The sequence below is a fragment of the Levilactobacillus spicheri DSM 15429 genome (assembly GCF_001435095.1).
GTDB lineage: Bacteria > Bacillota > Bacilli > Lactobacillales > Lactobacillaceae > Levilactobacillus > Levilactobacillus spicheri.
In genome coordinates this window covers 71,871-97,345 of sequence record NZ_AZFC01000012.1, presented here as the reverse complement: position 1 = coordinate 97,345, position 25,475 = coordinate 71,871, and the positions used below count along the sequence as shown (strand labels likewise).

25 protein-coding genes and 1 riboswitch are annotated in these 25,475 nt (G+C 58.3%); of the genes, 6 read left to right on the top strand and 19 right to left on the bottom strand.

The window, feature by feature from the left end; all coding sequences use genetic code 11:
* Nucleotides 1-39: 39 nt before the first annotated feature.
* Nucleotides 40-1,056, bottom strand: coding sequence for a zinc-dependent alcohol dehydrogenase (locus tag FD37_RS03190; RefSeq protein WP_056963388.1), 1,017 nt, complete (start codon nucleotides 1,054-1,056; stop codon nucleotides 40-42).
* A gap of 178 nt (nucleotides 1,057-1,234) precedes the next feature.
* Between FD37_RS03190 and FD37_RS03185 the strand changes: the two genes are divergently transcribed.
* Together FD37_RS03185 and FD37_RS03180 are read left to right on the top strand one after the other, a co-directional pair.
* Nucleotides 1,235-2,278, top strand: coding sequence for an AI-2E family transporter (locus tag FD37_RS03185; RefSeq protein WP_045806536.1), 1,044 nt, complete (start codon nucleotides 1,235-1,237; stop codon nucleotides 2,276-2,278).
* A gap of 228 nt (nucleotides 2,279-2,506) precedes the next feature.
* Entirely contained in the window at nucleotides 2,507-3,028 is a 522-nt protein-coding gene (locus tag FD37_RS03180) for a VanZ family protein (RefSeq protein ID WP_045806537.1), read from the top strand.
* Between the two features lie 51 nt (nucleotides 3,029-3,079).
* On the opposite strand, the gene FD37_RS03175 is transcribed toward FD37_RS03180, so the two are convergent.
* The 7 genes from FD37_RS03175 to FD37_RS03145 form a co-directional block, all read right to left on the bottom strand.
* Nucleotides 3,080-3,940, bottom strand: coding sequence for an aldo/keto reductase (locus tag FD37_RS03175; protein WP_056963386.1), 861 nt, complete (start codon nucleotides 3,938-3,940; stop codon nucleotides 3,080-3,082).
* Nucleotides 3,941-4,062: 122 nt separating this feature from the next.
* Nucleotides 4,063-4,494, bottom strand: a complete 432-nt coding sequence (locus FD37_RS03170) for a GtrA family protein (protein ID WP_045806539.1) — start codon at nucleotides 4,492-4,494, stop codon at nucleotides 4,063-4,065.
* Between the two features lie 252 nt (nucleotides 4,495-4,746).
* Nucleotides 4,747-5,271 carry a folate family ECF transporter S component gene (locus tag FD37_RS03165; RefSeq protein ID WP_225436285.1) on the bottom strand — a complete coding sequence of 175 codons (525 nt, stop codon included), beginning with the start codon at nucleotides 5,269-5,271 and terminating at the stop codon, nucleotides 4,747-4,749.
* Between the two features lie 43 nt (nucleotides 5,272-5,314).
* Nucleotides 5,315-5,412: riboswitch (THF riboswitch) on the bottom strand.
* 198 nt (nucleotides 5,413-5,610) lie between these two features.
* A complete protein-coding gene (locus tag FD37_RS03160) occupies nucleotides 5,611-6,477 on the bottom strand; it encodes a DegV family protein (protein ID WP_045806541.1) in 867 nt (288 codons plus the stop codon).
* A 63-nt stretch (nucleotides 6,478-6,540) separates the two neighbouring features.
* Nucleotides 6,541-7,788 carry an MFS transporter gene (locus FD37_RS03155; RefSeq protein WP_056963382.1) on the bottom strand — a complete coding sequence of 416 codons (1,248 nt, stop codon included), beginning with the start codon at nucleotides 7,786-7,788 and terminating at the stop codon, nucleotides 6,541-6,543.
* The gene (locus tag FD37_RS03150) at nucleotides 7,789-9,075 is read right to left on the bottom strand and encodes an alkaline phosphatase family protein (protein WP_147007651.1); all 1,287 of its coding nucleotides are present in this window, start codon (nucleotides 9,073-9,075) and stop codon (nucleotides 7,789-7,791) included. It lies immediately after the preceding gene.
* Between the two features lie 17 nt (nucleotides 9,076-9,092).
* Nucleotides 9,093-9,524 (bottom strand): MarR family winged helix-turn-helix transcriptional regulator, encoded by a 432-nt coding sequence (locus tag FD37_RS03145; RefSeq protein WP_056963380.1) that lies wholly within the window; start codon nucleotides 9,522-9,524, stop codon nucleotides 9,093-9,095.
* A 188-nt stretch (nucleotides 9,525-9,712) separates the two neighbouring features.
* Between FD37_RS03145 and FD37_RS03140 the strand changes: the two genes are divergently transcribed.
* Nucleotides 9,713-11,428 (top strand): NFACT RNA binding domain-containing protein, encoded by a 1,716-nt coding sequence (locus FD37_RS03140; protein ID WP_045806545.1) that lies wholly within the window; start codon nucleotides 9,713-9,715, stop codon nucleotides 11,426-11,428.
* Between the two features lie 210 nt (nucleotides 11,429-11,638).
* Here FD37_RS03140 and FD37_RS03135 read toward each other — a convergent pair whose 3' ends face one another.
* The 5 genes from FD37_RS03135 to lspA form a co-directional block, all read right to left on the bottom strand.
* Entirely contained in the window at nucleotides 11,639-14,209 is a 2,571-nt protein-coding gene (locus tag FD37_RS03135; RefSeq protein ID WP_056963377.1) for a carbamoyl phosphate synthase preATP-grasp domain-containing protein, read from the bottom strand.
* A gap of 3 nt (nucleotides 14,210-14,212) precedes the next feature.
* Nucleotides 14,213-15,286 carry a carbamoyl phosphate synthase small subunit gene (locus FD37_RS03130; RefSeq protein ID WP_045806547.1) on the bottom strand — a complete coding sequence of 358 codons (1,074 nt, stop codon included), beginning with the start codon at nucleotides 15,284-15,286 and terminating at the stop codon, nucleotides 14,213-14,215.
* An 18-nt stretch (nucleotides 15,287-15,304) separates the two neighbouring features.
* The gene (gene pyrR / locus FD37_RS03125) at nucleotides 15,305-15,859 is read right to left on the bottom strand and encodes a bifunctional pyr operon transcriptional regulator/uracil phosphoribosyltransferase PyrR (protein ID WP_045806548.1); all 555 of its coding nucleotides are present in this window, start codon (nucleotides 15,857-15,859) and stop codon (nucleotides 15,305-15,307) included.
* 131 nt (nucleotides 15,860-15,990) lie between these two features.
* Nucleotides 15,991-16,914, bottom strand: coding sequence for an RluA family pseudouridine synthase (locus tag FD37_RS03120; protein WP_045806549.1), 924 nt, complete (start codon nucleotides 16,912-16,914; stop codon nucleotides 15,991-15,993).
* Nucleotides 16,904-17,377, bottom strand: a complete 474-nt coding sequence (gene lspA / locus FD37_RS03115) for a signal peptidase II (RefSeq protein ID WP_082077995.1) — start codon at nucleotides 17,375-17,377, stop codon at nucleotides 16,904-16,906. Before lspA ends, FD37_RS03120 begins: the two co-directional genes overlap by 11 nt.
* A gap of 182 nt (nucleotides 17,378-17,559) precedes the next feature.
* Between lspA and FD37_RS03110 the strand changes: the two genes are divergently transcribed.
* A complete protein-coding gene (locus tag FD37_RS03110) occupies nucleotides 17,560-17,796 on the top strand; it encodes a hypothetical protein (protein ID WP_045806550.1) in 237 nt (78 codons plus the stop codon).
* Nucleotides 17,797-17,872: 76 nt separating this feature from the next.
* On the opposite strand, the gene FD37_RS03105 is transcribed toward FD37_RS03110, so the two are convergent.
* Together FD37_RS03105 and FD37_RS03100 are read right to left on the bottom strand one after the other, a co-directional pair.
* Entirely contained in the window at nucleotides 17,873-18,499 is a 627-nt protein-coding gene (locus FD37_RS03105) for a DNA-3-methyladenine glycosylase (RefSeq protein WP_056963375.1), read from the bottom strand.
* A gap of 73 nt (nucleotides 18,500-18,572) precedes the next feature.
* The gene (locus FD37_RS03100; protein ID WP_056963373.1) at nucleotides 18,573-19,475 is read right to left on the bottom strand and encodes a LysR family transcriptional regulator; all 903 of its coding nucleotides are present in this window, start codon (nucleotides 19,473-19,475) and stop codon (nucleotides 18,573-18,575) included.
* Nucleotides 19,476-19,599: 124 nt separating this feature from the next.
* On the opposite strand from FD37_RS03100, the gene FD37_RS03095 reads away from it, so the two are divergent.
* Nucleotides 19,600-20,691 carry an NAD(P)-dependent alcohol dehydrogenase gene (locus FD37_RS03095; RefSeq protein ID WP_056963371.1) on the top strand — a complete coding sequence of 364 codons (1,092 nt, stop codon included), beginning with the start codon at nucleotides 19,600-19,602 and terminating at the stop codon, nucleotides 20,689-20,691.
* A 368-nt stretch (nucleotides 20,692-21,059) separates the two neighbouring features.
* On the opposite strand, the gene FD37_RS03090 is transcribed toward FD37_RS03095, so the two are convergent.
* Both FD37_RS03090 and FD37_RS03085 read right to left on the bottom strand, forming a co-directional pair.
* On the bottom strand, nucleotides 21,060-22,718 hold the full coding sequence (locus FD37_RS03090; RefSeq protein ID WP_056963369.1) for a formate--tetrahydrofolate ligase: 1,659 nt from the start codon (nucleotides 22,716-22,718) through the stop codon (nucleotides 21,060-21,062).
* A 6-nt stretch (nucleotides 22,719-22,724) separates the two neighbouring features.
* Nucleotides 22,725-23,135 (bottom strand): EbsA family protein, encoded by a 411-nt coding sequence (locus tag FD37_RS03085; RefSeq protein ID WP_045806555.1) that lies wholly within the window; start codon nucleotides 23,133-23,135, stop codon nucleotides 22,725-22,727.
* Nucleotides 23,136-23,169: 34 nt separating this feature from the next.
* Here FD37_RS03085 and FD37_RS03080 point away from each other — a divergent pair, with 34 nt between their 5' ends.
* Entirely contained in the window at nucleotides 23,170-23,580 is a 411-nt protein-coding gene (locus FD37_RS03080) for a ribonuclease HI family protein (RefSeq protein ID WP_056963366.1), read from the top strand.
* Here the strand turns inward: FD37_RS03080 and FD37_RS03075 are convergent.
* Both FD37_RS03075 and FD37_RS03070 read right to left on the bottom strand, forming a co-directional pair.
* Nucleotides 23,553-24,680, bottom strand: a complete 1,128-nt coding sequence (locus tag FD37_RS03075) for an NAD(P)/FAD-dependent oxidoreductase (protein ID WP_056963364.1) — start codon at nucleotides 24,678-24,680, stop codon at nucleotides 23,553-23,555. The two genes, FD37_RS03080 and FD37_RS03075, sit on opposite strands and share 28 nt — an antisense overlap.
* A gap of 135 nt (nucleotides 24,681-24,815) precedes the next feature.
* Nucleotides 24,816-25,418: a nitroreductase family protein gene (locus FD37_RS03070; RefSeq protein ID WP_045806558.1), complete on the bottom strand. Its 603-nt coding sequence runs from the start codon at nucleotides 25,416-25,418 to the stop codon at nucleotides 24,816-24,818.
* Between the last annotated feature and the right edge of the window lie 57 nt (nucleotides 25,419-25,475).

Below are 25,475 nucleotides of genomic sequence, written 5' to 3'. Positions count from 1 at the left end.
CAGTTTTCTAGCCAACAACATTGCTCTTTTTGATATTCATTAATCATTAACATCAATGATGACTTTAACGGCCTCTTTGTCCGTATTGGCCCGCTCAAACGCTTCTTGGGCCTTTTCAAGCGGATAGTGAGCTGAAACTATTTCAGGAAAATGATTGCTTGGTTTTGAGATGTTTTGAATAGCTTCTTTAATATCGGTTGCGGTGTAAATAGCGGAACCGATAAAGCTCAGCTCGTTCATTGCCAGAAATTGTGGCTTATAGGTTACTGGACTTGCGCCTAAAGCAACGACCACAAATTTAGCTCCAAACTTTCCCCAATTGATAAAGTCAGTCATGTATTCTGGGATTCCCACACAGTCAATATAGGCATCAACGTTGACCCGATCATTATCCATAAGACCGTGACCCGTTCCAAATCGTTTAATTAAGGCGGTATGTAAATCCTCGGATTTGGGATTGATGACGTGAGCGCCCAGCTTTTTAGCAAAGGCTAACCGTTGATCATCAATGTCAATAACAACAACGTCCGGAATGTTTTGTTCCAACAGTCCAGAGGCACTAGCTAAGCCAACCGGACCAGCACCGAATACAACGAAGTTTTGACCGGCCTGAGGATGGAGCAAGTTTTTTCCATGGATACCGACGGCGTAGGGCTCGGTGACGACAGCCCGGTCAAAGCTCAAACTCTTGGGTAACTTGAAGACATTCCAGTTCAAACGAGCGTCCTGAATTAAGTTGTACTGTGATAGGCCACCCGCCATTGCTAGTTGACTAGTACTGCCCTTTGCCAAACTAGGATTAACGAAAACGTGATCTCCCGTCACAATATCGGTAACGGCAGTGCCAACTTCTGTGACAACGCCAACAAATTCGTGGCCGATAGCCGCCCCTTTAAGAATACCAATTTCATCCCCACCGAGATTATATGCATGCAAATCGGAACCACAAATGCCGTTTCGCATGACTTGAATTACAATATCATGTTCACCAGCACGCGGAATAGGAAGTTCTTTAACCTGAATATCATGAATCCCTTCATAAATAACGCCACGCATCTATCATCACTCCTTTGGTTTGGATAGGTTAATTATAGCGCTTACATCCGCGGCAATGCTAATCAGCATTAAAGAACACGCTTAGAACATCGGCACCCGTTATCGAAGTCTTTAACCATTTTACAAGCGGATGGACCTAGCGTAGACTGAATATAACATTCTTTTGGGGAGGTTCTTTATGTTAGCGAGTTTAAAACGACTCTGGCAAAATCCACTCACGGCGTACTACTTAGCGCTGGTCATTCTGATCATCCTGGCTTGGTTCGCCCGCGGCTTTTTGTCCCTAGCGTTGTTTACGATTATTTTTATTTACCTGGGAAACGCGGCCATCGGGGGATTGGAACGCCGCTTGCCCCTGCCGCACGGGCTGATGACGTTACTGGTCTACCTAGTCTTTTTGGGCATCTTGGTCGCGGCCTTTGCCCAGATCATCCCGCCACTGGTCAGTGAGGCCTCGAACCTGCCCCACACGGTGGAACGCCTGATTCAGACCTACCCGCAACTTGAAAGCTCCGCCAAGAAGCTGATGACCAACCTGTCGCAGAATGCGTCCGTCGTCAGCAATGGCAAGGCCATCTTCACGTCCGGTATCGGCAAGCTGTCCCGGTTGAGCTCCGGGGTCGAGACCATCGTGTTGGCCTTCTTCTTCAGCTTCATCTTTAACCTGACCAAGCCGCAACTACAGCGCTTCGTGCACGCGTTTACGCTGAGCCGCTTTGCCAAGCTGTTCGTGCCGATGGGCCAGCTGATTGCGACCTTCGTGCAGATCTTCGGGACCGTGATTGAAACGCAACTACTGATCTGCACCATCAACACGATCCTGATGGTGTTTGGCCTGTGGCTTCTGAAGATGCCGAGCCTGCTGATTCTGGGCATCATGGTCTTCTTCTTGGGGCTGATTCCGGTCGCCGGGGTGCTGATCTCCTTGATTCCGTTGGGGATCATCGCCTTTGTGACCGGGGGGCTGCTCCGGTTGGTCGAGGTTCTCGTGCTGGTCGCATTGATTCACATGTTCGAATCGTACTTCCTGCATCCCCGGCTGATGGCCAACGCCACCAACCTGCCGATCTTCGTGACCTTCATCACCCTGATCGTCAGCGAACAGATCTTTGGTGCCTGGGGGTTGATCGTGGGGGTCCCGTTAGTGGCCTTTTTCCTCAAGGTCTTTGACGTGAACCTGACCACGCCCGCCGCGACGCATACTAAAAAATCCGCTGCTTGATGCAGCATGAGAGCCTGGGACAAAAGTCCCAGGCTCTTTTCCATCCCGTTCGCGTGAGCCCTAAACAAATGTGACGATTATTTGAACACAACCTTGCGTTTTTCCTAAAGGCCCCAAGAAACGGTTAAGCCGGGTGGGGATGGGTTCCCCTCACCGCGGAATGGCGGTATGCTGAAGCCATGTTAAAAGTTACCCGCTGATTAACAAAAATACCGTGGAGGTGGTTAGATGCGCTGGGAACCCTTATTACTCATCTTATTAGTGGCGAGTCTGAGCGGCTTGATGATTGGCATGACCATGACGAATCGTCGGCACCGCTGGCTGGCCCTGGTGACCTTAGCCTACTTAACCGGCTTAAGTGCCATCGTCTTTACGCCACTGTCCTTTGACGGCACGTCGTTGTACATCATGCCGGTGGGCGTCGGGCGCGTGAACCTGACCCAACTGGACGTGTTCAACCTCGGCTTTATGGAAAACATTGTGTTGACGTTACCCCTGGGGCTGCTGATCAAGTGGCTCCTGCCCCGCTTATCGTTGCTGGACGTGGGATTGTTCGGCCTCTTCGTCGGGGGCACGATTGAGACGGCCCAGTACGTCTTGTCCCATCACTGGTTGATCAATCGCAGCAGCGACATCAACGACGTGCTGGCCAACGCCGCGGGCATTCTGGTCGGCGGCCTCATCGTCGCCATTTACCAGCACGTCCACGCGACGCATCAACGCAAGCTGGCCCCTTCGCAAGCAAGTTAAGAACACCTAAATAGACGTGCCCAGTGGCGACCACCGCTGGGCACGTCTATTTTAATAGTGGTTGTTAGCTTGGCGCGGCCCCACGAACTCCTCGACCGTGGCGGGATCCCGGTGGTCTAAGAAGACGCTCTTGCCGGTATCCAGCGCCCGAATCTGGTCCAGTTCTGTAGGTGATAACGTGAAGTCCCAGATAGCCAGGTTCTCGGCGATCCGGTCGGCGTGGGTGGACTTGGGAATGATGACCACGCCGCGCTGCAGCAGGTAGCGTAAGGCGACTTGGGCCGCCGTCTTCTGGTGAGCCCGCCCGATACGCGTCAGGACCGGCTGGGTAAAGAGGTCGTGGGCCCCTTCTGCCAGTGGCGCCCAGGCTTCAATCTGCACCCCGTACTTGGCCATGACCTGCGTGGCGGCGACTTGCTGGTCAAAGACGTGGGTCTCGACCTGGTTGACAGCTGGCACGATGCGCGCGTTCAGTGCCAGGTCCACCAAGCGGTCCGGGTAGAAGTTAGAGACCCCGATGGCGCGAATCTTACCGGCATCGTAGGCTTCCTCCAGCGCGCGGTAGGCGCCGTAGACGTCGCAGTACGGCTGGTGGAGCAGCATCAAGTCGAGGTAGTCGGTTTGCAGCTTCTTGAGGGACTCGTCGATGGACGCCTTGGCCGCTTCGTACCCGTAATTCGACAGCCAGATCTTACTGGTCAAAAAGATGTCGTGCCGGTCCACGGAACTCTGCTGTAAGGCCGCCCCGACCGCGGCCTCGTTGCCGTAAGCTTGGGCGGTGTCGATGGACCGGTACCCGGCCTCAAGCGCGCTCAGGACGGCCTGCTGACAGGTGGCGGCGTCGTGAATCTGATAGACGCCGAAGCCCTCCTGGGGCATCTGAACGCCGTTATTCAACGTAACTGATTGCAAAGTCATTCCTCCTCAGATAAGTGGTCTGGTCTCACTGTAGGCCACTTGGGCCGCGGGCGCAATGGTTCGTTTGGTGGCCGGGCAATTAAAAAGGCCCGAGCACAAAGCCCGGACCGACTGGATTACTCTTTGGCTGCCGCCTTAGATTTCGTGAACACAAACCATTTACTGAAGAAGTAGTTGGCAACCACCACGACCACTTGATCGACTAGTTTCGTCAGCATCTCATTTTGTTGCAGGAGTGAGACCCCGATCCACATGATGCCAACGTCGAGCACCAGCGTGGCGGCCCGGGCGGAGAAGAAGCGGAACGTTTCTTGCCCCAGGGCGCGCAGTGTCGTGAAATGGGAGTGGAAGACCCACACGCGGTTGGTCACGTAGGCAAAGAGGACGGAGAGGAACCAGGCCAAAACGTTGCCGACTTGGTAGTTCCAGCCCCCCAGCGTGACAGTCACGAAGAAGACCACCAGGTTGACTAAGGTGGTCAGCCCCCCGAAAATCAGGTAGGCCAGGACGTCTTTATATCGATAGTAGAGTTGCATTAAGCGTTTCATGAATATCCCCCTGAAATCAAACTCCCATAATGTTAATCCTAACGTTGTTATAACGGAGTTTCGGCCGAAAGACAAGCCTCCCCGCCCGAACGCTAAAAAAAATTAAGGTCGGTAAGCTTACTGGCCTCGGTTAACCGGGCAAATGATTGGTATTTAACGTGGTGGTGCTGGTTGCCCGTTAAGGTCCGGTGGGTCACCGGCCAAGGCATTAAAAAAGGGCCCGGGACCGTGGTCCCAAACCCTGGTTACTCATTAACGGGTCAGCCGGTGGTAAATCGTTTGCGTCACGTGGCTCTTAAACAAGAGGTACAGCAACACGATTTGAATCGGCGAAACGATGGCCTGTTTCAAGAGGCGCATCGGCAGTAACGCCCAGAATGGCGTCTGGTACATGATGGTCAGCCACAGCGTGTTCAGGACCGTGTTGACCAGTAAGGCGATCAGCACCTGTGCGATGATCAGCCGTGGCCAGCTGACGGGGTGCTGATACAAGAACAGCGCGTAGATCAGCGAGCCCAAGACGGCGGAGACGGTAAACCCGACAAAGTACGGATTCCCCGTCAACAGCGTGCCCACGATATCCACGACCGCCGCGGTCAGCATGCCCCACCAGGGACCGAACCACCGGGCAATCAGCGCGACTACCAGAAAGGTGAAACTCAACCGGATAAACTGATTGCCAATCGTGAACCGGCTCAAGACCAGTTGCACCGCCATCAGTAATCCCATCGTCACCATACTCAACGTGTCCAGCTTCGGGAGCTGGGTTCTTGCCATCGTCTTCAATTTCGACATCTCCTAAGGGAGTTGCCCACATTCCTGCGGCCAATGCGGTAATCAGATCGCGGGCCACTTGCCCTTCGTCCGGTGTTCACATTGCGTTCCACCGGCACTTGACGCCTGATTGCCTACTCCGTAAATTTAATTACAATAACCACCTTACCACACTCGTTAGATTTGTACACCGTTTCGCCTAACTTTTCCCCAGTGAATTAGACCGACCCGCCGAATGGTTCGGCCTATTGGGGACCAGTCCGGACAGCTTACCCGCGGTCAAAAAAGACGCGTCACCACCGGAAACCTCTTTCCAGTGATGACGCGTCGTGCGTTTGAGCTTTAAGCGCGGTCGAAGTCCTTTAACCAGGCTAAGGCCAGGGCCTTTTCGCCCAGGTGCGCCCCAATCACGGGTCCGAAGTAGGACCGCTCGATCGGAATGTCCGGGTACTGGGCGGCAATTTTGTCCGCCCAGGCCTGACCACCCTCCTCGTCGTTGGCGTCGATGATCAACGCCCGCAACGGGTAGTCCACCTTGGCTTGGGCCTCCACGAAGAGCTGTTCCACCCGGGCCAGCGCCTTCTTGCGGGACCGGACCTTCTCGAAGGCCACGATCTCGTGCGTGTCGTCGTCAAACGTCAGGAGCGGCTTGATGCGCAGGACACTGCCGATGAAGGCCGAGGCGTTGGACAGCCGGCCCCCGCGGACCAGGTTCTGCAGGTCGTCCACCACGAAGTATTCCCCGATAGTCGACCGTAAGTCGTCCAGCCGGGCAATGATCTCTTCGGGCGTGGCGCCCTTGTCGGCCATCCGGGAGGCCTCGATGGCCAGGTAGCCCATTAGTTTTACCGTAATTTGCGAGTCATACGGGATGACCCGAATATTTTCAATGGTCGGCGCAATGTTCTTCAACTGGTTAACAAACCCAGAAATGGTGCTGGCCAGATGGATACTAATCACCGTGTCGTACCCCTCATCAGCTAACTGGTTGTAGAGGTTGATCATCTCCCCCAGTGGTGGCTGAGAGGTGCTTGGAAACGACTTGGAGTTACGCAGCCAATCGTAGAATTCGCCCGTCGAAATATCAACGCCTTCGTCATAGGAGCGACCATCAATGATCACCGGAATGGGAACGACATGGATATGGTATCGTTCGACTTCTTCTGCGGACAAATAGCTGGTACTATCGGTGACCACAGCAATCTTCATGTATTACACCCACTTTTTATCTTTCGTTGTACCCACTAGAATACCATAAAAACCCCGGAACCACTAGGAATTGTCCGCGGCATCCTTTGGAAGCGCTCCAAAAATAACCAACCCCAGGACAAACAGAATGGCCAGCGAAGCCGCACCGATTCGGGATTGACCCGTCAGCTGGGTGACCACCCCGACCAGGATGGGTCCCAAAACGGCGGAGAACTTGCCCAAGATGTTGTAGAAACCAAAGAATTCACTGGACCGGTCCTTGGGAACGATGCGACCGAAGTAGGACCGAGAAAGGGCCTGAATCCCCCCTTGACTGGTCCCAACCAATACGGCCAAGACCCAAAAATCGGTGACCGTGTGGAGGCGTAAGGCGTCCAAGCAGATCAGTAAGTACACCACGATGGCTAGTAGGATCCCGGTGCGGGCGCTGGTCTTGCTGGCCAGCCAGCCGTAGAGAATGGAGAACGGGAACGCCACCAGTTGGACGACCAGCAGCACCATGATCAACGTCGTGCTGGTGATGCCGATATCGAGTCCGATGGAGGTCGCCATGGTGAAGATGGTGTCGACCCCGTCGATGTAACAGAAGTAGGCCAGTAAGAACCAGGCTAAGTATTTGTGTTGGCGCAGGTGCGCGATGGTCTGCCAGACCCGCGACCAGCTTTGACGCAATGGTGCGCCGGGACTGGTCAGGGCGTGGCGCTGGTGGACGTTTTTCACGATCGGCACGAAGAAGATGACCCACCAGACGGCGGCCAGTACGAAACCCCAGCGCGCCACGGCCAGGCTCGACAGGCGCCCGAAGCCGTTGGTGAACTCGAGGACCATGAAGAGGATGAAGGCGATGACGCCGCCGAGATAGCCGAAGCCGTACCCCACGCTGGAGATGCGGTCCATCTGCGCGTCCCCGCTCACGTCGGTCAGGAAGCTGTCGTAGAAGAGGTTCCCGCCCGAATAGCCGAGGACCGACAGGACGTAGATGACTAAGAGCCACTGCCACTGACTGCTGGGGAGCAGCGCTAACCCCAGGGTCATGACCATGCCCAGCGTGGTAAAGGCTACCAGCAGGCGTTTCTTGAACCCCTGATAATCCGCCAGGGCCCCTAAGAACGGGGCCAGTAAGGCGACCAGCAAGGTGCCGACGCTGTTGGCGTATCCCCAGAAGGCCGTGGCGTTCGCGGCGGTGACGCCGCTGGCCTGGGCGACCGTCTTGAAGTAGATCGGCAAGACGGCGGTGGTGACGATGATGCCGTATCCGGAGTTGGCCCAGTCATAAAAGACCCAACTCCACTGTTCTTTCGTTAACTTCATCTACTTAAAGGCCTCCAACAATGCGTGTCCGGGCAACGGTTCGGGGAACGTGACCCCTAAGAGCTTGGCAAACGTCGGCGCCTCGTCGATGAGGTCGGCGTGCTCGATGGTGTGCCCACCCTTGATGGCCGGTCCCGCTAAGACCAGCGTGGTGGTGTACCCCGGCTTGTCCGGGTCGTAACCGTGGACCCCGTGGTACCGGTCCGGTTGACCCAGACTTGCCGGATCGACGGCTTCGACCACCGCGGGCCGGTGCGTCTCGTCGGTAAAGTAGTACCCGGCTTGCGCCTCGACCAGCCACTGACAGGTCGGGTCGGCCCCCCGGTCGGCGGCTTCTTGGCCGGTCAGCACGCGTTCGACCCCCTCGGTCTGCGTCAGCAAGTCGTGCAGGCGCTTCGTGTCCGCAAAGTTGCGGGTGTACACGTAGGTACAGCCGTCACAGGACTTGGCCCAGACGTGCCAGTCCGGCTTGACGGTCCCCTCCTTGGTCGGCGTGAGCCAGCCGCGGTCGGCGAAGGCCTGGTTGAGGTGGATCATGTGGTCGACGTTGATCTGGTAGTGGTCCCCCAAAATGGCGAAGTTGGTCTCGCCGAAGGTCCCCGCCGCGATGGTCGCGTCGATCAGTTGACCGACCCGCTCATCGAGGCGCTTCAGGGCCGCCATGGCTTCGTCGGAGCGCACCCCGTAACGGTGCCGCATGCTGTCCATGTCGACCAGGTGAATCAGGGTCAACTGGGGCCGTTTATGGGTCAACGTATCGACGGCACAGGCGGTGATAAAGTTATCCAGCTCGGGCTGTTGGATGCCCCGGCGCAGGTGTCCGTACTTCTGGTTCATCCGCAACAGGAAGGCCGGACTGCTGGCCTTCAAGGAGACCAAGACCTGATTGGTCCAGATGCGGTTCGGGAAGATCTCGGCCAGATTGTAGCTGATGCGACTTCCCGCCGTGACCGGCCAGAGAAAGGCCGCGGTCTTCTGGTGCTGTTGCCGGACCAGGTCGTACAGGGTCGGCACCTGGACGTCACGCTGGTACCAGTACCAGTCGGGCGATGGGCGTTGGGATTGACGTTTGGTATTGTTCACGATACCGTGTTCGCGGGGATACTGCCCCGTGATGATGGTGGTGTGCGATGGGTACGTCAGGGTCGGGTAGATGCCCCGCACTTGGCGGACCCGGGTGCCGGTCACGACCAGCCGCCGCAGATTCGGCAGCTCGTCGAGGTGTTCATCCAGGTCACGACTGCCCATCGCGTCTAATGAAATGACAACTAAGCGTTGCGAGATAATACGTCACTCCTTACTGATTATTTGGCCGTCAAGTTACGTTGCCGGTCCATGCTTTTGGCTAAACGATTCAAGAGGATCTGTAGCAAATTCCGTTCGTCGGCAGACCAGTGTTCGAAGACCTGATCGGACAAGCCCTCGAACGCGGTGTTCATGGCCTCCGCCGTGGCTTTCCCCGAGGTGGTGATGGTGTAGATCAGCTGACGCTTATCGCGCCCCACGGCTTGCTTCGCGACCAGGTCTTTGGCGACCAGGCCCTTGAGCTGCCGGCTGAGGGTCGAGGTGTCTAACCGGGTGACCTCTGCCAAGGCTTCCTGGGTGTTGGCCCCCTCACCAATCTGGTCGAGTAACTGCCACTCGGCCACCGTTAACTGGTGCTCCCGGGTCAGTTGCTTGAGAAGCACCTGTTGGGCCTTGGTGACCGTTAGTAACGCTGCTAAACTTGATTTCATGGCAACCTCACTCCTTTAGTTGCATTATACAACGGTACCCTTGCCCGTCACAAGCCACAATTTCATGACATTTTTGGGACCTAAAAACGCGAGGAAAGTTCTTTGCACAACCCAACTATTACCGTTATAATTGGCTTTGTGTTGACTTTTTCCGAATAAATAAGATTTAAACGAAAGGTGTGACGAAGATGTCCTTTGACGGTTCCTTTACCCATGCGATGGTTCATGAGCTCAGCCAAACGGTCGCGACCGGGCGGGTCAGCAAGATCAACCAGCCCTACGCGAACGAAGTGGTGCTGACCATCCGGGCCAACGGGCACAACCACCCGATTCTGTTATCGGCGAACCCGACGTACGCGCGGATTCAAGAGACCCAGATTCCTTACGTGAATCCGCCGGTCCCCACTAATTTCACCATGATTCTCCGGAAGTACCTCCAGGGCGCCATCCTCAAGGACGTGACCCAGGCGGCGAACGACCGGGTCGTCCACCTGCACTTCACCGCCCGCAACGAGCTGGGTGATCAGCAGGAACTCCACCTGATCATCGAGATCATGGCGCGGCACAGTAACGTGATTCTGGTCGACCAGCAGAGTGGCAAGATCCTCGACGCCATCAAGCACGTGGGGTCTGACCAAAACCGCTACCGGCTGCTGTTGCCCGGAGCCCTGTACATCACGCCCCCCAAGCAGGACCTCGACGACCCCTTCCAGGGGCCCCGGGAGGACCTGACGGACACGATTCGGGACTACCCGAACCGCGACGTCTTGGCACACGCGCTGCAGCAACAGTATCAGGGGCTGGGCAAGGATACCGCCAGTGCGCTGGCGGCCGCCCTGCACCAACCCGGTGACGCGGCCCACCATTTCCAGGCGTTCTTTGCGGGCTTCGATGAGCCCCAGCCAACGTTGACCATTTCGCCCAAGGGCAAGACCAGCTTCACGGCCTTTCCGTATCCGACGGACGGGAAAACGCAACCGGCAACGACGCTGAGTGGCTTACTCGACACCTACTACCAGGACAAGGCCGAACGGGACCGGGTCCAGCAGCAAGGCAGCGTTCTGATCCACGTGGTGCGCAACGAGCTCAAGAAGAACCGCAACAAGCTTAAGAAGCTTCAGCGGACCCTGGCGGACACCGAGAACGCCGACGAGTACCGGATCAAGGGCGAGGTGCTGACCACCTACCTGTACCAGCTGACCCGGGGGGATACCTCGGTGACCCTGCCCAACTTTTACGACAACGAAAAGCCGTTGAAGATTGCGCTCTCGAACCAGCTCTCTCCCAATCAGAACGCGCAAAAGTACTTTAAACGCTACCAGAAGGCCAAGAACGCCGTGAGTTACGTGACGGAACAGATCCAACAGACCCAGGCCAACGTCGACTACTTCGACAACATCATGGCCCAGATCGAGCTGGCCGCCCCGAAGGACTTGATCGACATCAAGCTCGAACTGCAAGAAGGCGGCTACCTGCGCGATCACGATCACCAGAAGAAGGCCAAGAAGCAGCGGAAGCAAAAGATCAGCCAGCCCGACCGGTTTACGGCCAGTGACGGCACGCTGATCTCCGTGGGGAAGAACAACCTGCAAAACGACAAGTTGACCCTGCACACCGCTAAGCGGACGGACATCTGGCTGCACGTGAAGGACATGCCGGGGTCCCACGTGATCGTGCACGCGGCCGACCCCAGCGAGCAGACCATCTTAGAGGCGGCCAACCTCGCGGCCTACTTCAGTAAGGCGCGGGAATCGAGTACCGTGCCGGTGGACTACGTGCCGGTCAAGCGGATTCATAAGCCCAATGGTGCCAAGCCCGGGTTCGTCATCTTTACCGGTCAGAAGACCGTGTTCGTGACGCCCGAAAGCGCGTTGGTCGACCAATTGGCCGCGAATAATCGTTAAACTTGTGTTCTACAAATAAAAAGGCGCCAACTCGACAAATGCTGAGTTGGCGCCTTTTTGGTATTACCAAATATTTTTAAAGTGGCGAAACGATTGAAAAAAGGACTCGGGATAAAATTAGCCCCAAGTCCCTTGTCAAACGGTGTTGAAACGACGACCGGTTGCGTTCAATGGCGGCAACCAACCGCCGCTGGTTCTAAACCGGCGGCGTTAAATCGTGCGGTTGATGATCTGGTCGAGTTCGGCGGTATCGCTGAGGTTGGTCAGCGTCAACGCCTCGCTGGAGCCAAAGGCAATGGTCGCCCCCACCTCTTGATCGGTTGAGCCCGGCCGGTTCAAGACGTGGAGTTGCCGGAACGGAAAGGCCGCGTTCATCAACGCCACCCGGGTACTGTTGATGTCGACGGAGATCTTCGCCAGTTCGGCGTCGTCCAGCGTACCGATGTGTTGTCGCGTCAGCATGCGGACCCAGTTGATCCCGGTGACTTTACTGAGGAAGGCCATCTCGGTCAACCGGGTCGGCCGGACGCCCACGACTTCCAGCTGCTTGGTGTCCCCCTTCGGTGCGAACAGGACCTGGACCATGCCGGTGACCTGGCGCTCACTGACCGCTTGTTTGGCCAGCTCGACCAAGTTGACCCGCTTGGCCTTAGGCAGTTCGGCGGGCATCCGAAAGGCGGTCACCTGGGACAGGGCCTTGTTCATCCCCGGGGCGATCATGTCCATGACCCCCACGGCGATCTTTTGCTGCCGATGGACGAACAGGCTGACCCCAATCGTGGCTTCCTTGGGGGCCGGTTCCCCGGTCTCCTGGTCCGGTGGTAGGACGTGGAGGTTCAGGGGCAACTTCTTGAGCTCGCGGGTCAGGTAGTGCCGGTTCCCCGGAACGATGACGATGTCCGGGTGCTCCACGTGAATCACGTTCAAGACGTCCCCCAGTTGAATTGGGTCGACGTACTGCTTGTCGGAGAACTCAGGCGCCACCCCAATCGCGTTGGGGTTAGTGTTCATTAGGATCGTGTGGTATCCGGCGCGCTTGAGTTGCTTGAGCATCTCGGTGGTGAAGTACTCCGCCGCCGAGTTGGGCCCCAACTGGTTACCACCGCGGCCCAGGACCAGCGCGGTCCGGTCGCCGAGTGGCTGACTTTCGTTTTCGTATTCAAAGGTGCTGTAATAACCGCTGAGGTCTTCCGGAAATTCGCCGGCGGTGGGTTCGATCATTTTATAGGTCGGTTGAATCTGGGCCTGAGCGGATAGTTGGCGGATGGTGGCGGTATCGGTCTGCCAGATACGGGCGATCATCCCGTCCCCAAAGCCATAGTACCGGGCCCGCCGCAGGGTGTCGACGTCCCGCGGATTGTCCATGATCTCCCGTTCGATCGTCAGCAGATGCTGCAGCTTCACGAAGTAGAACGGGTCGATCTTGGTCAATTCACTGAGTTCTTCCGGCGAGTAACCGCGCCGCAGCGCTTCGATCAGGACCAAAATGCGGTTGGCCAGCGGATGAATCAGCTGGCTGATCATTTCGCCGTCGGTCAGTTGACTCACCGACGGTAGGACGTCCCGGGGCGAAAATTGCGAGCTCCGGACGGACTTTAACATGGCCTCCTCGACCGACCGGCCGATGCCGATGGTCGAGCCCACGGCCTTCATCACCGTATTGAGGTGCTGGTCAGCGTCGGGGACCTCCTGGAACGGCCAGAGCGGGATACGCACGCTCACGTGGTCGTTGGTCGGCTCCATGATGGCGGTCTGCTTGGTAAAGGCGCTCGGCAGCTTGACGTCCACCAGCCGTTGTCCAAGCAGTAAGGCACCGGTGACCAGAGAGATCGGGTACCCCACGGTCCGGGCGGCCAGGGTGACGCCCCGGGTAAAGTACGGGGCGACCTTGGTCACGTAGAAGTGCTGGTTGGCCGGGTTCAACGCGAAGTTCACGTGGAGGACCCCCACGATGCCCAACTCGCTCGCCATGCGGAAGGTGGCGTCTCGCAGGTCTTGGTATTCGCGGTCGGTCAGCGTTTGCGGCGGCGTCACCGCGATCGAGTCACCGGAGTGGATCCCGATGGGGTCAACGTCTTCGAGGCCCCCGATCAGGATCTCCGTGTCGGCCACGTCGCGCAACGCGACCATTTCAATTTCCTTGTACCCCACCACGCTGCGCTCGAGGGTGCATTGGTCGAAGCGGGACTGCTGGAACCCCTGATTCAGGGCCGTCAGCATCTCGTCGACGTTTTCACAGATGGTCCGGTTAGTATCCACCCGCGGGGCCACCGGCTTCACGATCAGTGGGAAGCCGATCGCCTCGACCAGGCCCAGGGCCTCGTCGGCGGTCTGGACGACCTGCGCCTCGATGACCGGTTCGTGAATGTCCTTCAAGGTGGCATTCAGTGCCGCCGGGTTATTGATCTGGCGCAAAGTCGTGGCGGGCATCCCCAATAGCCGGACCCCGTAGCGGCCCAGGTCCCCATTTTCCAGGAGTTCCTGGGCGATTCGAATCCCTTGCAGCCCGCCCAGGGTGGCGAGCAAGGCGTCCGGTTGGTCCTTCTCCAGGATGTGGCGGACGTTGGCCGTGGTGACGGCCTGGATGTACATATTCGTTGGTTGAATCTCTTCGAGGGCGACGGAGAACGGGTTGTTGTCGATGACGAGCGTCCGCACACCGTGCTTTTTAAAGCCGGTCAGAATCTGGACGGTCGCACTATCCAACTCGGTCTCGTGACCGATCTCGGTCGGTCCGCTCCCGATGATGAGGACTTTTTGTAAATTCTCCAAACTCTGCAAGTCTTATCCCTCCCGTGACGTCATCGCTTCCATAAATTCATCGAATAAATCGCGGCTTTCGTGGGGACCCGGGGCGCCGTCCGCAAAGAACTGCACGGAAAAGGCCGGGAAGTCCCGGTGGCGCAGTCCCTGGACCGTTCCGTTGATCAGATCCACGTAGGTGGTGATCAGCCGATCCCGGTCGATGGACTTCGCGGTGACCGCGTAGCCCTGTCCCTGGGTCGCATAAATCACGTCGTTGGTGATGATCCGGCGAATCGGGTGACTGCTCCCGTGATACTCGACCGGCAGCGCCGTGAGCTCGGCCCCGTTAGCCAGGGCGAAGAGCTCGTGGCCCAGCCCGATCGCAAACAACGGGATCTCGGCTTGGACCTCGCGGATCATGTCGAGCACGCCCGCCCCCAGATCCAGGGGTGAGCCCGGTCCCGTCGACAGTAACACGCCGTCGGGATCCAGGTTCAAGACGTCCTGGGCACTGGCCGTCCACGGCAGGACCGTGACGTTGCACCGGCGCTCGGACAGTTGCCGCAAGATCCCGTGTTTGAGGCCAAAGTCGATGACCACCACGTTTTTACCGGTATCCGGGTTGGGATACGGCTTGGGCGTGGCGACCTGGTCGACCTGCCGGTTGGTCAGCACCGTGGCGTTCAGTTGGTCGAACGCGTGCGCGTCGGCCACGTCGACGATGCTCCCCTTGATGGGGCCCGCGGTCCGGAGCTTCCGGATCAGGTGGCGCGTGTCGATCCCGCTGATGCCCGGAATGTTGTGCTGGCGCAAAAACTCGTCGAGGGACAGCTTGGAGAGCCGGTTCGTCGAGATGTTGGTCAGATCCCGGACCACCATGCCCTTGGCCGTGGGCAGGATCGATTCGTAACTATCGTGGTTGATGCCAACGTTGCCAATTGCGGGCTGGGCGAAGACGATGATCTGGTTGTGGTAGATTTGATCGGTAATCGTTTCTTGGTAGCCCAGTAAGTTTAAATTAAAGATGACTTCACCACTGGTGGTGGCGCCGGCACCGAACCCTTCACCGGGGTAGGCCGAGCCGTCTTCTAGAATCAAATAACGTTTTGCCATGCAAAATCGGCCCCTTTATTAGTTCGCTTGGTTGGCGGACGCCTTGATGATCTCGACCGCGTCCCGGTCGTCGATCTCCGTGACGGAGACCTTGATCTTTTCCCGTTGCGAACTAGGGATGTTCTTGCCAACGAAGTCCGCACGGATCGGTAACTCCCGGTGGCCCCGGTCGACTAAGACGGCCAGGTTGATGCTCTTGGGCCGGCCGAGGGCCATGATGGCACTCATCGCCGCGCGAATCGTCCGTCCGGTGTACAGGACATCGTCCACCAGGATGACCTTCTTGCCGGCCACGCTAAAGTCGATGTCGGCCGCGGAGACTTCCGGTTCGGCGGCTTGGGAATCGTGGTCGATGTCATCGCGGTACGGGGTGACGTCAAGGGCCCCCACCGGCACCGTCACGTTTTCCAGTTGTTGCAAGCGACTCGCGATGCGCTGCGCCAAGTAGACCCCGCGCGTCTTGATTCCCAAGATGACGAGATCGTCGACCCCTTTGTTTCGTTCAATGATTTCATACGTGATCCGGGTCAGGGCCCGTTGCATCGCCATTGCGTCGACAACTACCTTTGGCATGTTAATTTCCTCCTCGAAGTTTTGAGTTGGGGATGGTCGAAACGGGCGGATTTCTTCGGCAAAATGGTGAAGAAATCCGCCCGCCTGACTACCGGCAAACCCGTTTGATTATTACGTTTAGCATAAAAAATCTAGATTGCTTTGTCAACCGGCAAACCGGCTTGTTTTCGCAGTTTATCCACGGTTTCCGCGAACAACGGTGGCACCGGCGCCGTGAAGTCGAGCTGCTCGCCCGTGGTCGGTTGCTTGAACCCTAATTCGCGGGCGTGGAGGAACTGACCGTGGCCCTTCAGCGTCTTCTTGGGCCCGTACAACGGGTCACCCGCGACGGGATGCCCGATGTAGGCCAGGTGGACCCGAATCTGGTGGGTCCGCCCGGTCTCTAACCGACAGGCGATCAGTGAATAGTTGCCGTAGCGCTCGAGGACCCGAAAATGGGTCACGGCGGGCCGCCCATCGGCGACGACCGCCTGCTTCTTGCGGTCCTTGGGTGATCGGCCGAGGGGTGCGCGAATGACCCCCTCGTCTTCCTTGAAATTACCGTGGACGATGGCCACGTATTCGCGGAGGTTGGTCTTGGCCTGAAGCTGTTCGGACAGGCTGTGGTGCGCGTGGTCGTTCTTGGCCACCATCAAGAGTCCCGAGGTGTCCTTATCGATGCGGTGGACGATCCCGGGCCGTAATTGCCCGTTGATGGTCGAGAGCGGGCTGTGGTACAGCAGCGCGTTGACCAGGGTGTGGTTCGGGTGCCCCGGTGCCGGATGGACCACCATCCCCTGCGGCTTATTTACCACCAGGACGTCGTCGTCTTCGTAAACGATGTCTAGGGGGATGTCTTCCGGCGTCAGGTCGATCGGCTCGGGGTCCGGTAAGGCGATGTGGACCGTGGCCCCAATGGCGGCCACGTCCTTGGGCCGGACCGTGGCGCCGTCCACGGTGATGGCGCCGTTTTCGATGGCCGTCTTGGCCTGGGACCGGGAGATCTCCGGCTCCATGACCGCGACCAGCTTGTCGAGTCGTAACTTCTGATCGACCGTAAATTCTTTAACCTGCATGGTGTGCCTCCCGTCGATCGGTCAAGTAAACGCCGATCATAATCAAAATCACGCCGACCGTCAGACAACTATCCGCGAAGTTGAAGATGGGAAAGTTGACGAAGTCGAGCTGGAACATGTCGATGACGTACCCCTGAAGGGCCCGGTCGATGAAGTTGCCGATGGTGCCGGCCAACATGAACGCCAACCCCAGTTCCTCGACCCACTGTTCGCGGTGGTGGCGGTAGCGCCAGAAGAAGACGCCCATGACGCCCAGCGCCACGATGGTGATGACCGTGAAGAGCCACATCTGGCCCTCGAGGATACTCCAGGCGGCCCCGTCATTTTGAAGGTGGGTCAGTGAGAAGACCCCGTTGATGACGGGATGCTGGCCCCCTAAGGCAATGTTGGCCACGACGGCGTGCTTGATGAGCTGGTCGATGACGACCAGCACGATGATGAGAAGTGAATCGGCAATCAGCATAGCGGTTCGTAACCCCTTTTCTATTAAGTCATTGGCTAAAAGTATACCAGAAAAATCGCTAACTGCGCGGTCTGACGGCGGATTTCCCCGAAAAACCGTCCCTCGGGAGGCCGTTCTGCCGGGTGCTTCCTGCCGGAACTGGTATAATGGACGGTAACGTCAAAACGAGGAGGCATTCCAGCATGGCAACACCGAACGACGACGCTCAGACCTACATCCGCATCTACGCGGGTGCCGACGGAGAGACCCACGTCGACTCCAACATGGCGCCGGGCCAGACCCCGAGTGCGATGATCATTGCCGCCTTGGCTCTGATGGAGCACCAAGACGGGCACGACCTGGACCGGGCAGACTTCTTACAGATCTGTCAGACCCTGTGGGACTACCATCAGGCCCGTAAGGATGGGAACCCGGAATAAAAACCTTAAAACGCAACGCCGTCTCGTGAAAACGGGATGACGTTGCGTTTTTTTGATTGGTAATTAGGTTATCGTGTTACCGCCACCCGTGCCGGTCGTGGTCAATCTCCCGCACATGGATCGTAGACACGTACGGGTTGCCGGCGACGTAGAAGCGCTGCTGGCTGAATGCTGAGGGCGTTGCGGCCTGAGCCCCTCGACGCGTGGCAGTGACGATCTGCCGGGGATGGCGTCGGTGGTGCCAGTCGAGGCGCAGGGGTCCCTGGTCAAAGGCGTGACCGGTCAACTGTGCCCCGGAAATCCCCAGGGCCTCAACCAGTTTGGCCGGGCCATTGGTCAGTTGGCGCCCGTTGATGGGCCGGTTGTCGGCCATCAGGTCTTGGCCCTGAGCCGGTTCGAGCGCCCGGAACAAGATGGCCTGCGGATTGCCCACGGGTTGGGTCACCACGTCGAGGACGTAGCGTCCGTAAAGCTTATATAGGTAGATGGTGCCGCCGGCCTGATACAGGGGCAGGTTACGCCGATCCTGATGCCCGTGATAGGCAAACGACGCCGGGTCGTTCACCCCCAAGTAGGCCTCGTCCTCGACGATCCACCCGCTGACGCGTCCGCGCGGTGTTTGGTAGCACAGCGTGACCCCCAGGAGGTCCCGGGCCAACTGGTCGGTAGCGGTCTGCTGAAAGGTTCGAGAAAATTCAGACATGGTAGGTCCCTCCTCACCCTTAGCCTAGCCCCACGACGGTGGCCAGGCCGTGGACTCGGTGTCGTTGGTTGGGTCAGCGACCATTGGCCGGCTGACGTAGTGCGCGTAACAGGGCCCGCACACCGGGATGGTGACGGTCCTTGCGGTAGATCAGCTGGAACGTCTCGTTGGCGGTATCGATGCCTGCCAGCCGCCGGTAAACGATGCCGGCGTGCGGATTGACCACGGCGGATAGGAGCTCCTCCGGATAGAAGGACACCCCCTGCCCCAGACCGACCAATAACTGGAGTTGCTCGAACGAGGGTACCCGGTGGATCGTCAGGTGGTCGACGACCGGGGCGACGCTGTGCCGAAATCCGGTCTCCAGGTAGGTCGAGGGCTCGCTGATGTAATAGATGACCGGTAGTTGGGTCAGCAACTGGGGTGCCAGCGTGGGGCCCTCCCCGGCTAAGGCGGCGCTGATGCCCATGGTGGTGTGGCCCTGGAAGATGGTCTCACTGGCCAGATTGACCTGATCAAGGGGGCCATCTAATGGGAGGTGGTGCAGGATGACGGCACAGTCGAGGTGCCCTAGTAAGACGTCCGAGATGAGGTGCTCCATGCCCTTCTCCTCGATGGTCAAAGCGTAATGCGGCGTCAGACGGCTGAGTGCCGGCCGCAGGAGGGCCCCGTCGAAGGGGGAAAAGTACCCCACGGCCAAGCGCTGGGCGTGGTGGGTCCCCAACCGTTGCGCCTCGGTGCTGGCGGCGTGCATGGTTTCCAAAATCTCTTGTGCCCGGGTGAGAAAGTGTTGCCCGGCCGGGGTCAGGACGACCTGATTGCGTTGCCGGTCGAATAACGGGGTCCCCACCTCGTCCTCGAGCGCGCGGAGCCGTTTCGAGACCGCCCGTTGTGACAGCAGGTTCTTTAGAGCCGCCTGCTGAAAGCTTCCCAGTTGGGCGGTCTCGATGAACAACGTCAATTGTTTTTGATCCATGGATGTCCCCTCCTAGCCGAACTTTTAGTTCGGGTCTGGTCCCATTTTAGCAGAATACACCGGAAAGCGAAGCTGTTACACTAGATTTTGTGAAAGAAACGACAATTCAAGGAGGACGATTCTTATGAAGATCAAAACGGCCTATGCCGACGGTCAAAGTGACCAGCTCAAAATCACCGCTGCCGAACTAGACGCCCCACAAGCCAATGAAGTGCTGGTGAAGATGGTGGCCACTGGCATCTGTCACACCGACGTCGCCGGGCGGGATGGCGCGACCACCCCACTTCCCGTCGCGCTGGGACACGAAGGTGCCGGGATCGTGGAACGGGTGGGTGACAGCGTCGTGGGACTGGTCCCCGGCGACCACGTGGTCCTGTCATTTTCCTACTGCGGTCACTGTGCGAACTGCTTGTCCGGTCATCCCGGGCTGTGTACCCGATTCAACGACCTCAACTTTGGCGGGCACAACTACGACGGGAGCCACCGGTTGCACCTGCCGGACGGCCAGCCGCTCTCAACGTTCTTCGGGCAGTCGTCCTTCTCTACGTATACGGTCGTGGACCAGCACGGGGTCGTAAAGGTGCCTAAGGATCTTGACCTAAAAATGCTGGCACCATTGGGCTGTGGCGTTCAGACCGGAGCCGGGACGGTCTTGAACTACCTGAAGCCGCAGTTTGGCGAATCCCTGGTCGTCTTTGGGACCGGGACCGTGGGCTTAGCGGCCATGATGGCGGCAAAGATCGCCGGAGTGGACCATATCGTGGCCGTCGACATCTTCGATAACCGCTTGGCCCTGGCCCACGAGTTGGGCGCCACGGAAACCATCAATAGCAAGACGACCGACCTCGCCACGGCGCTGCAGGCCATCTTGCCGGCAGGCGCCGACTACACGATCGACACGACGGGGGTCGCCCCGGTGGTCAAGAGCGCGGTCCACGCCTTGAAGCCGGGTGGGCAGTGCGTCGCGGTCGGTATCGGGGGCGACATCACGTTTAACCTGATGGACGACCTGCTGGCGGAAGCCAAGAGTTTGGCCGGCGTGGTCGAGGGAGACGCGATTCCGCAGTTGTTCATCCCGCAATTGGTGACCTATTACCGGCAGGGACGCTTCCCGTTCGACAAGCTGATCAAGTTCTTCGCGTTCGACGACATCAACGCGGGATTTGCGGCTTCGAAGGACGGCTCCGTCTTGAAACCCGTGGTCACGTTTGACTAGCCGAACGTTCCCAGTTTAGCGGCATTTAAACCTTCACAATCTCAAAAGGGACTCGCCGACATTTTTCTGGCGAGTCCCTTTTGATTAAGATAACGACGCATCGTGCTCGTTGAAATCAGTGAAAATGGTCGATGCTTCCACATCTCCTCTAAGATTGGATTTAGTGACCAATTCAAACGGTCCATTCACCATTTTCTCCAGTATCGTTCGGTGACGGACTCCTCTTTATTGTGGGGATGGCTGAAGGCGAATAAGGTCGAATCACCACGTGGGTGGTAGCAAAACCGGCAGATAATTCTCGATTTGAGAACTACCTGCCGGTTTTAGTCATTTTATATTTTAGAAGGGTCCCTGGCCCCACGCAGACGTTAGAACAAGCCCGTGATCGTGCCGTTCTCGTCGATATCCATATCGAGCGCTGCGGGATGCTTCGGCAGACCCGGCATGGTCAAGACGTTGCCGGTCAGCGCGACCACGAACCCGGCACCCAACCGTGGGGAGAACTCGCGTACGTGAATCGTGAAGTCCTTAGGAGCGCCCAACTGGTGGGCGTCGTCGGTCAAGGAATACTGGGTCTTGGCCATGCAGACGGGAAGCTTGTCCCAGCCGCGCTCGGCAAACTTCTTGAGTTGCCGCTGGGCCTTACCGGACAGTTCGACGCGCGCCCCACCGTAAATCTTTTGGGTGATTGCGGTCATCTGGGTCATGATGTCGGCTCCCGCCGGCACCAACGGCCGGAAGGTGCTGGGCTGGTTCGCCGCCGTGACGACCTTCGCCGCCAAGGCTTCGGCCCCCGCCCCGCCATCGGCCCATTCGGTCGTGGTGGCGACGGCAACGCCCAGGTCTTCCACGATTTTGGTCAACGTGGCCACCTCGGCGTCGGTATCACTGGTGAACCGGTTGATGGCTACGACCACCGGCACGCCGTACTGCTGCATGCTGTGGATGTGGCGTACCAGGTTGGCGCTCCCGGTCTTGAGGGCGTCCAGGTTCTCGGTCTCTAGGTCGGCGCGCTTGACGCCGCCGTTGTACTTCAACGCGCGAACCGTGGCGACCAAGACCACGGCGTCCGGGGTCTTCCCCAAGACCGGCGTCTTGATGTCCATGAACTTCTCACCGCCCAGGTCGGCCCCGAAGCCGGCTTCCGTGACGGCGTAATCGCCGAGTTGCAGCGCGGTCTGGGTCGCCAAGACCGAGTTACACCCGTGGGCGATGTTGGCGAACGGGCCCCCGTGGATGATAGCGGGGTTGTGCTCGAGCGTTTGGACCAGGTTCGGCTTGATGGCGTCCTTTAATAACAGCGTGATTGCCCCGCCGACTTTCAAATCGGCCACGGTCACGGGTTGCTTGTCGGTATTGTACCCGATCAGGATACGGTTGACCCGGCGTTTCAGGTCGGTCAGGTCCTCACTCAGGCATAACACGGCCATGAGTTCGCTGGCAACGGTGATGTCGAAACCGTCCTGGCGCGGCACCCCGGAGGTCCGGCCGCCCAGGCCAATGACCGTCTGCCGCAGGGCCCGGTCGTTAATGTCGAGCACCCGCTTCCAGACGATCTGGCGGGGATCAAGGTGCAGGGCGTTCCCCTGCTGGATGTGGTTATCGATCAGCGCCGCCAGGGTGTCGTGGGCCTCGGTCAGTGCGTGCATGTCCCCCGTGAAGTGCAGGTTGATGTCTTCCATGGGAACGACTTGGGCGTGTCCGCCCCCGGTCGCGCCCCCCTTGAGGCCCATGACGGGTCCCAGGGAGGGTTCCCGTAAGGCCAGCACGGTCTTGTGTCCCAAGCGGTTCAGACCGTCGCCCAGGCCAATCAGGACGGTCGACTTCCCCTCACCGGCAGGGGTGGGGTTGATCGACGTGACTAAAATCAATTTGCCAAGCTGGTGGTGTTGCTTCAGCGGCAAGGTAATCTTGGCCTTGGTATGGCCGTAAGGTTCGATCTGGTCGGGGGTCAAGCCGACCTTGGCGGCAATTTTTTCAATGGGTTCTAAGGGGGTTGCTTGGGAAATCTCGATGTCTGTACTCAATCCACATTACTCCTTCGTTTCGTTAGCGGTAATGGCGGCTTGAACCAGGTTGGCCAGTTCAATCGCCGAGTTTTTAGGCAGTAAAAATTGGTAGATCTTCCCCTGCGCCACGATGCCCAGCCGGTGATGGGCCAGGCTGACGTTGCTGACTTGGTGCAGCGGGATCACCAGGTGCCGGTGGTTCAGGACCGTGCTGACGGTCAGGACCTGGTTGGCCATGGTGATGTTGCGAAAATGAATCTCGACCCAGCACAGGACGGCGAAGGCCCCGAAAAAGGCCAAGGTGATCCAGTTAAAGTGGGTCACTTCCAGCCAGAAGATGGCCCCCATCAACAGCACCATGAGGGTCCAACTCCAGATAATAATGCTGCTAATTGGGTTGGGCTGGTATAAAAAACGACGTTCCTGGGTTATCATGAGTGACAACACCTCACATATTGGAGTGATTTTTTTGTTCTCTTTATACACGGATGCGGCGACGCAACCCGAAAGCGGGCTGAGCGCGGGTGGCATCCTGTTGATTCACGACCATCAACAAACTCAAGAAAAAGTGGCGTTGACCGCCACTAACAATCATACCGCTGAATTTGAGATTGCGACCATCGCGTTGACGCGGTTACGCGACCAGCTGGGGGCCGCCGCGGGTGAAACGACCGTGCTGTTCCACACCGACAGTCAAATCGTCAGTCAGAGTCTCGCCAAGCACTACGCGAAACACTATCAGGCCGAGGTCGACCGCTTGCTCAGCGTACAAAGCGCCTTCCAGCTGGTCCTGACCGAGTGGGTCCCCGAAAAACAGAATCAGGGGGCCCACACCCTGGCGAATCAGGCCCTTCACGCCCGCGAAGCCGACGTCAAGTAGGTCTTTAACGGTAACTCGTATTCGCTCCAGTCCGGGGTGCCCCCGTACAAAGCCGAGCCAGCCAATAACCGACCGATCTGAGGTCCGGTAGTCAAGCCGGAAGACCCTAACCCGGAGGCGACCAGTAAGCGTTCGTGGTCCGGCAACGGTCCGAAGAAGGGCGCGAAGTCGTCCGTGTAGGCCCGGGTGCCCACCCGCACGGCGGTGATGTCGTCGGCGGTCACGCCGGCAACCAGCCGCTGGGCACTGGCGAGCAGATCGGCGGTCACGGCCGCCTCGGCTTGCAGGTCGAAGCCCTTGTCGTCCTCGTGGGTCGCCCCCACGATCAGCTTACCGTGGCCAAACGGGATGAAGTCGCGTTCGCCCTCGGGCATGACCACGGGCAGGTTCTCCTGAAGCGGATAATCCTTCACGGCTAATTCGATCAGCTGCCCCTTTTGCGGCCGTACCTGAGCGATCACGTCGAGGGGCGCTAACAGGTCCTTGAGCCAGGCACCGGCGGCCACGATGATGCGGTCGAACTTCCGGTCCCCCAGCGACGTGTGCACGGCTTCGTCGGCGGTCAACGTGACCCGTTCGCGCCGAATCGTCAGGTTCTTGTCCTGCGCACTGGCCAGTAAGGCGTGGACCAGTGCGGCCCCGTCGACGCGGGCCCCGCCACTGATCAGGATGCCCGGTTGCGGCGCCGTCAGGAGTGGCACGTGTCGTTGCACGTCCTGTGCGGAGAGGACCGTGATTTGCCCCATCCCCGCCGCGGTCTTTTGCCGGTCGACGGCCAGGTCGTGGAGGATCTCCAAGTCGGGCTGGGCCTCACGGGTGACGATGGTCCCGGTCTGCTGATAAACGTCGGTGCCAATCTGGGCATCGTGGATCAGTTGTGGGTACAGGTCCGCCCCGTCCTTGGCCAAGCGGTACCAGCGTTGGTTCCGCCGCTTCGATAACCAGGGTGAGATGATGCCCGCGGCCGCCGCGGTGGCCTGACCGATCCCGTCGTCGAACAGGGTCACCTTGAGATTCTGACTGCCGGGTAAGGTACTGAGGTAATAGGCTGCGGTGGCCCCGACGATGCCGCCGCCAATAATTGCAATGCGTTTTTCCATCTGACTCTGACCCCCTTAAGTGATCTCGTTTTCATTCTAGCATAAGTTCTCACATGGCGACCATTATTGACCGCGCAAAAAAATCCCCAGGACCGTTGACGTAACGATCCTGGGGATTTTGGCGTGGTCTAAAGATTACTTAAAGACTAAGAAACGGTCACTGTCGGCCATGAAGTCCTTGTCGCCGGCTGGGGATTCGATGGAACCGAAGTCCATCTGCGCCCGCAGCTTCCAGCTAGCTGGTAGGTTGAAGGCGGCCCGAACTTGGTCGTCGATCAGTGGGTTGTAGTGTTGCAGGTTGGCCCCTAAGCCGTTTTCAGCTAAGGCCGTCCATACGGCGAATTGGGCACCCCCCTGGGCTTGTTCGGACCAGTCTTGGAAGTTGTCCGCGTAGAGTGGGAAGTTGTCCTCGAACGCCTTCACAGTCTTAGTCTCGGTGAAGTAAAGCACCGTCCCAAAGGCGGCCTTGAAGGCGTTGATCTTGGCGGTCGTCTTCGCAAAGGCGGCTTCGTCGGGCACCTCCTGCTTCAAACGGTCGATGACGATGTCCCAGAGCTTTTCGTGGGAAGCCCCGAATAAGATCACGGCGCGGGTCGTTTGGTTGTTGAACGGCGTCGGGTTCTGCTTGATGGCGTCCTCAATCAGCTGGGTGATGTCTTCTTGGGAAGCACTGACGTTCCGGCCTAAGGCGTAAATGCTGCGACGTTGGGTTGCTAAATCGATTAATTGCGTTTTCATAAGTTAGATAACCTCTCTTTTAGTCTGACTAGGTAGTGATTCGCTTGGTTAAGCGTT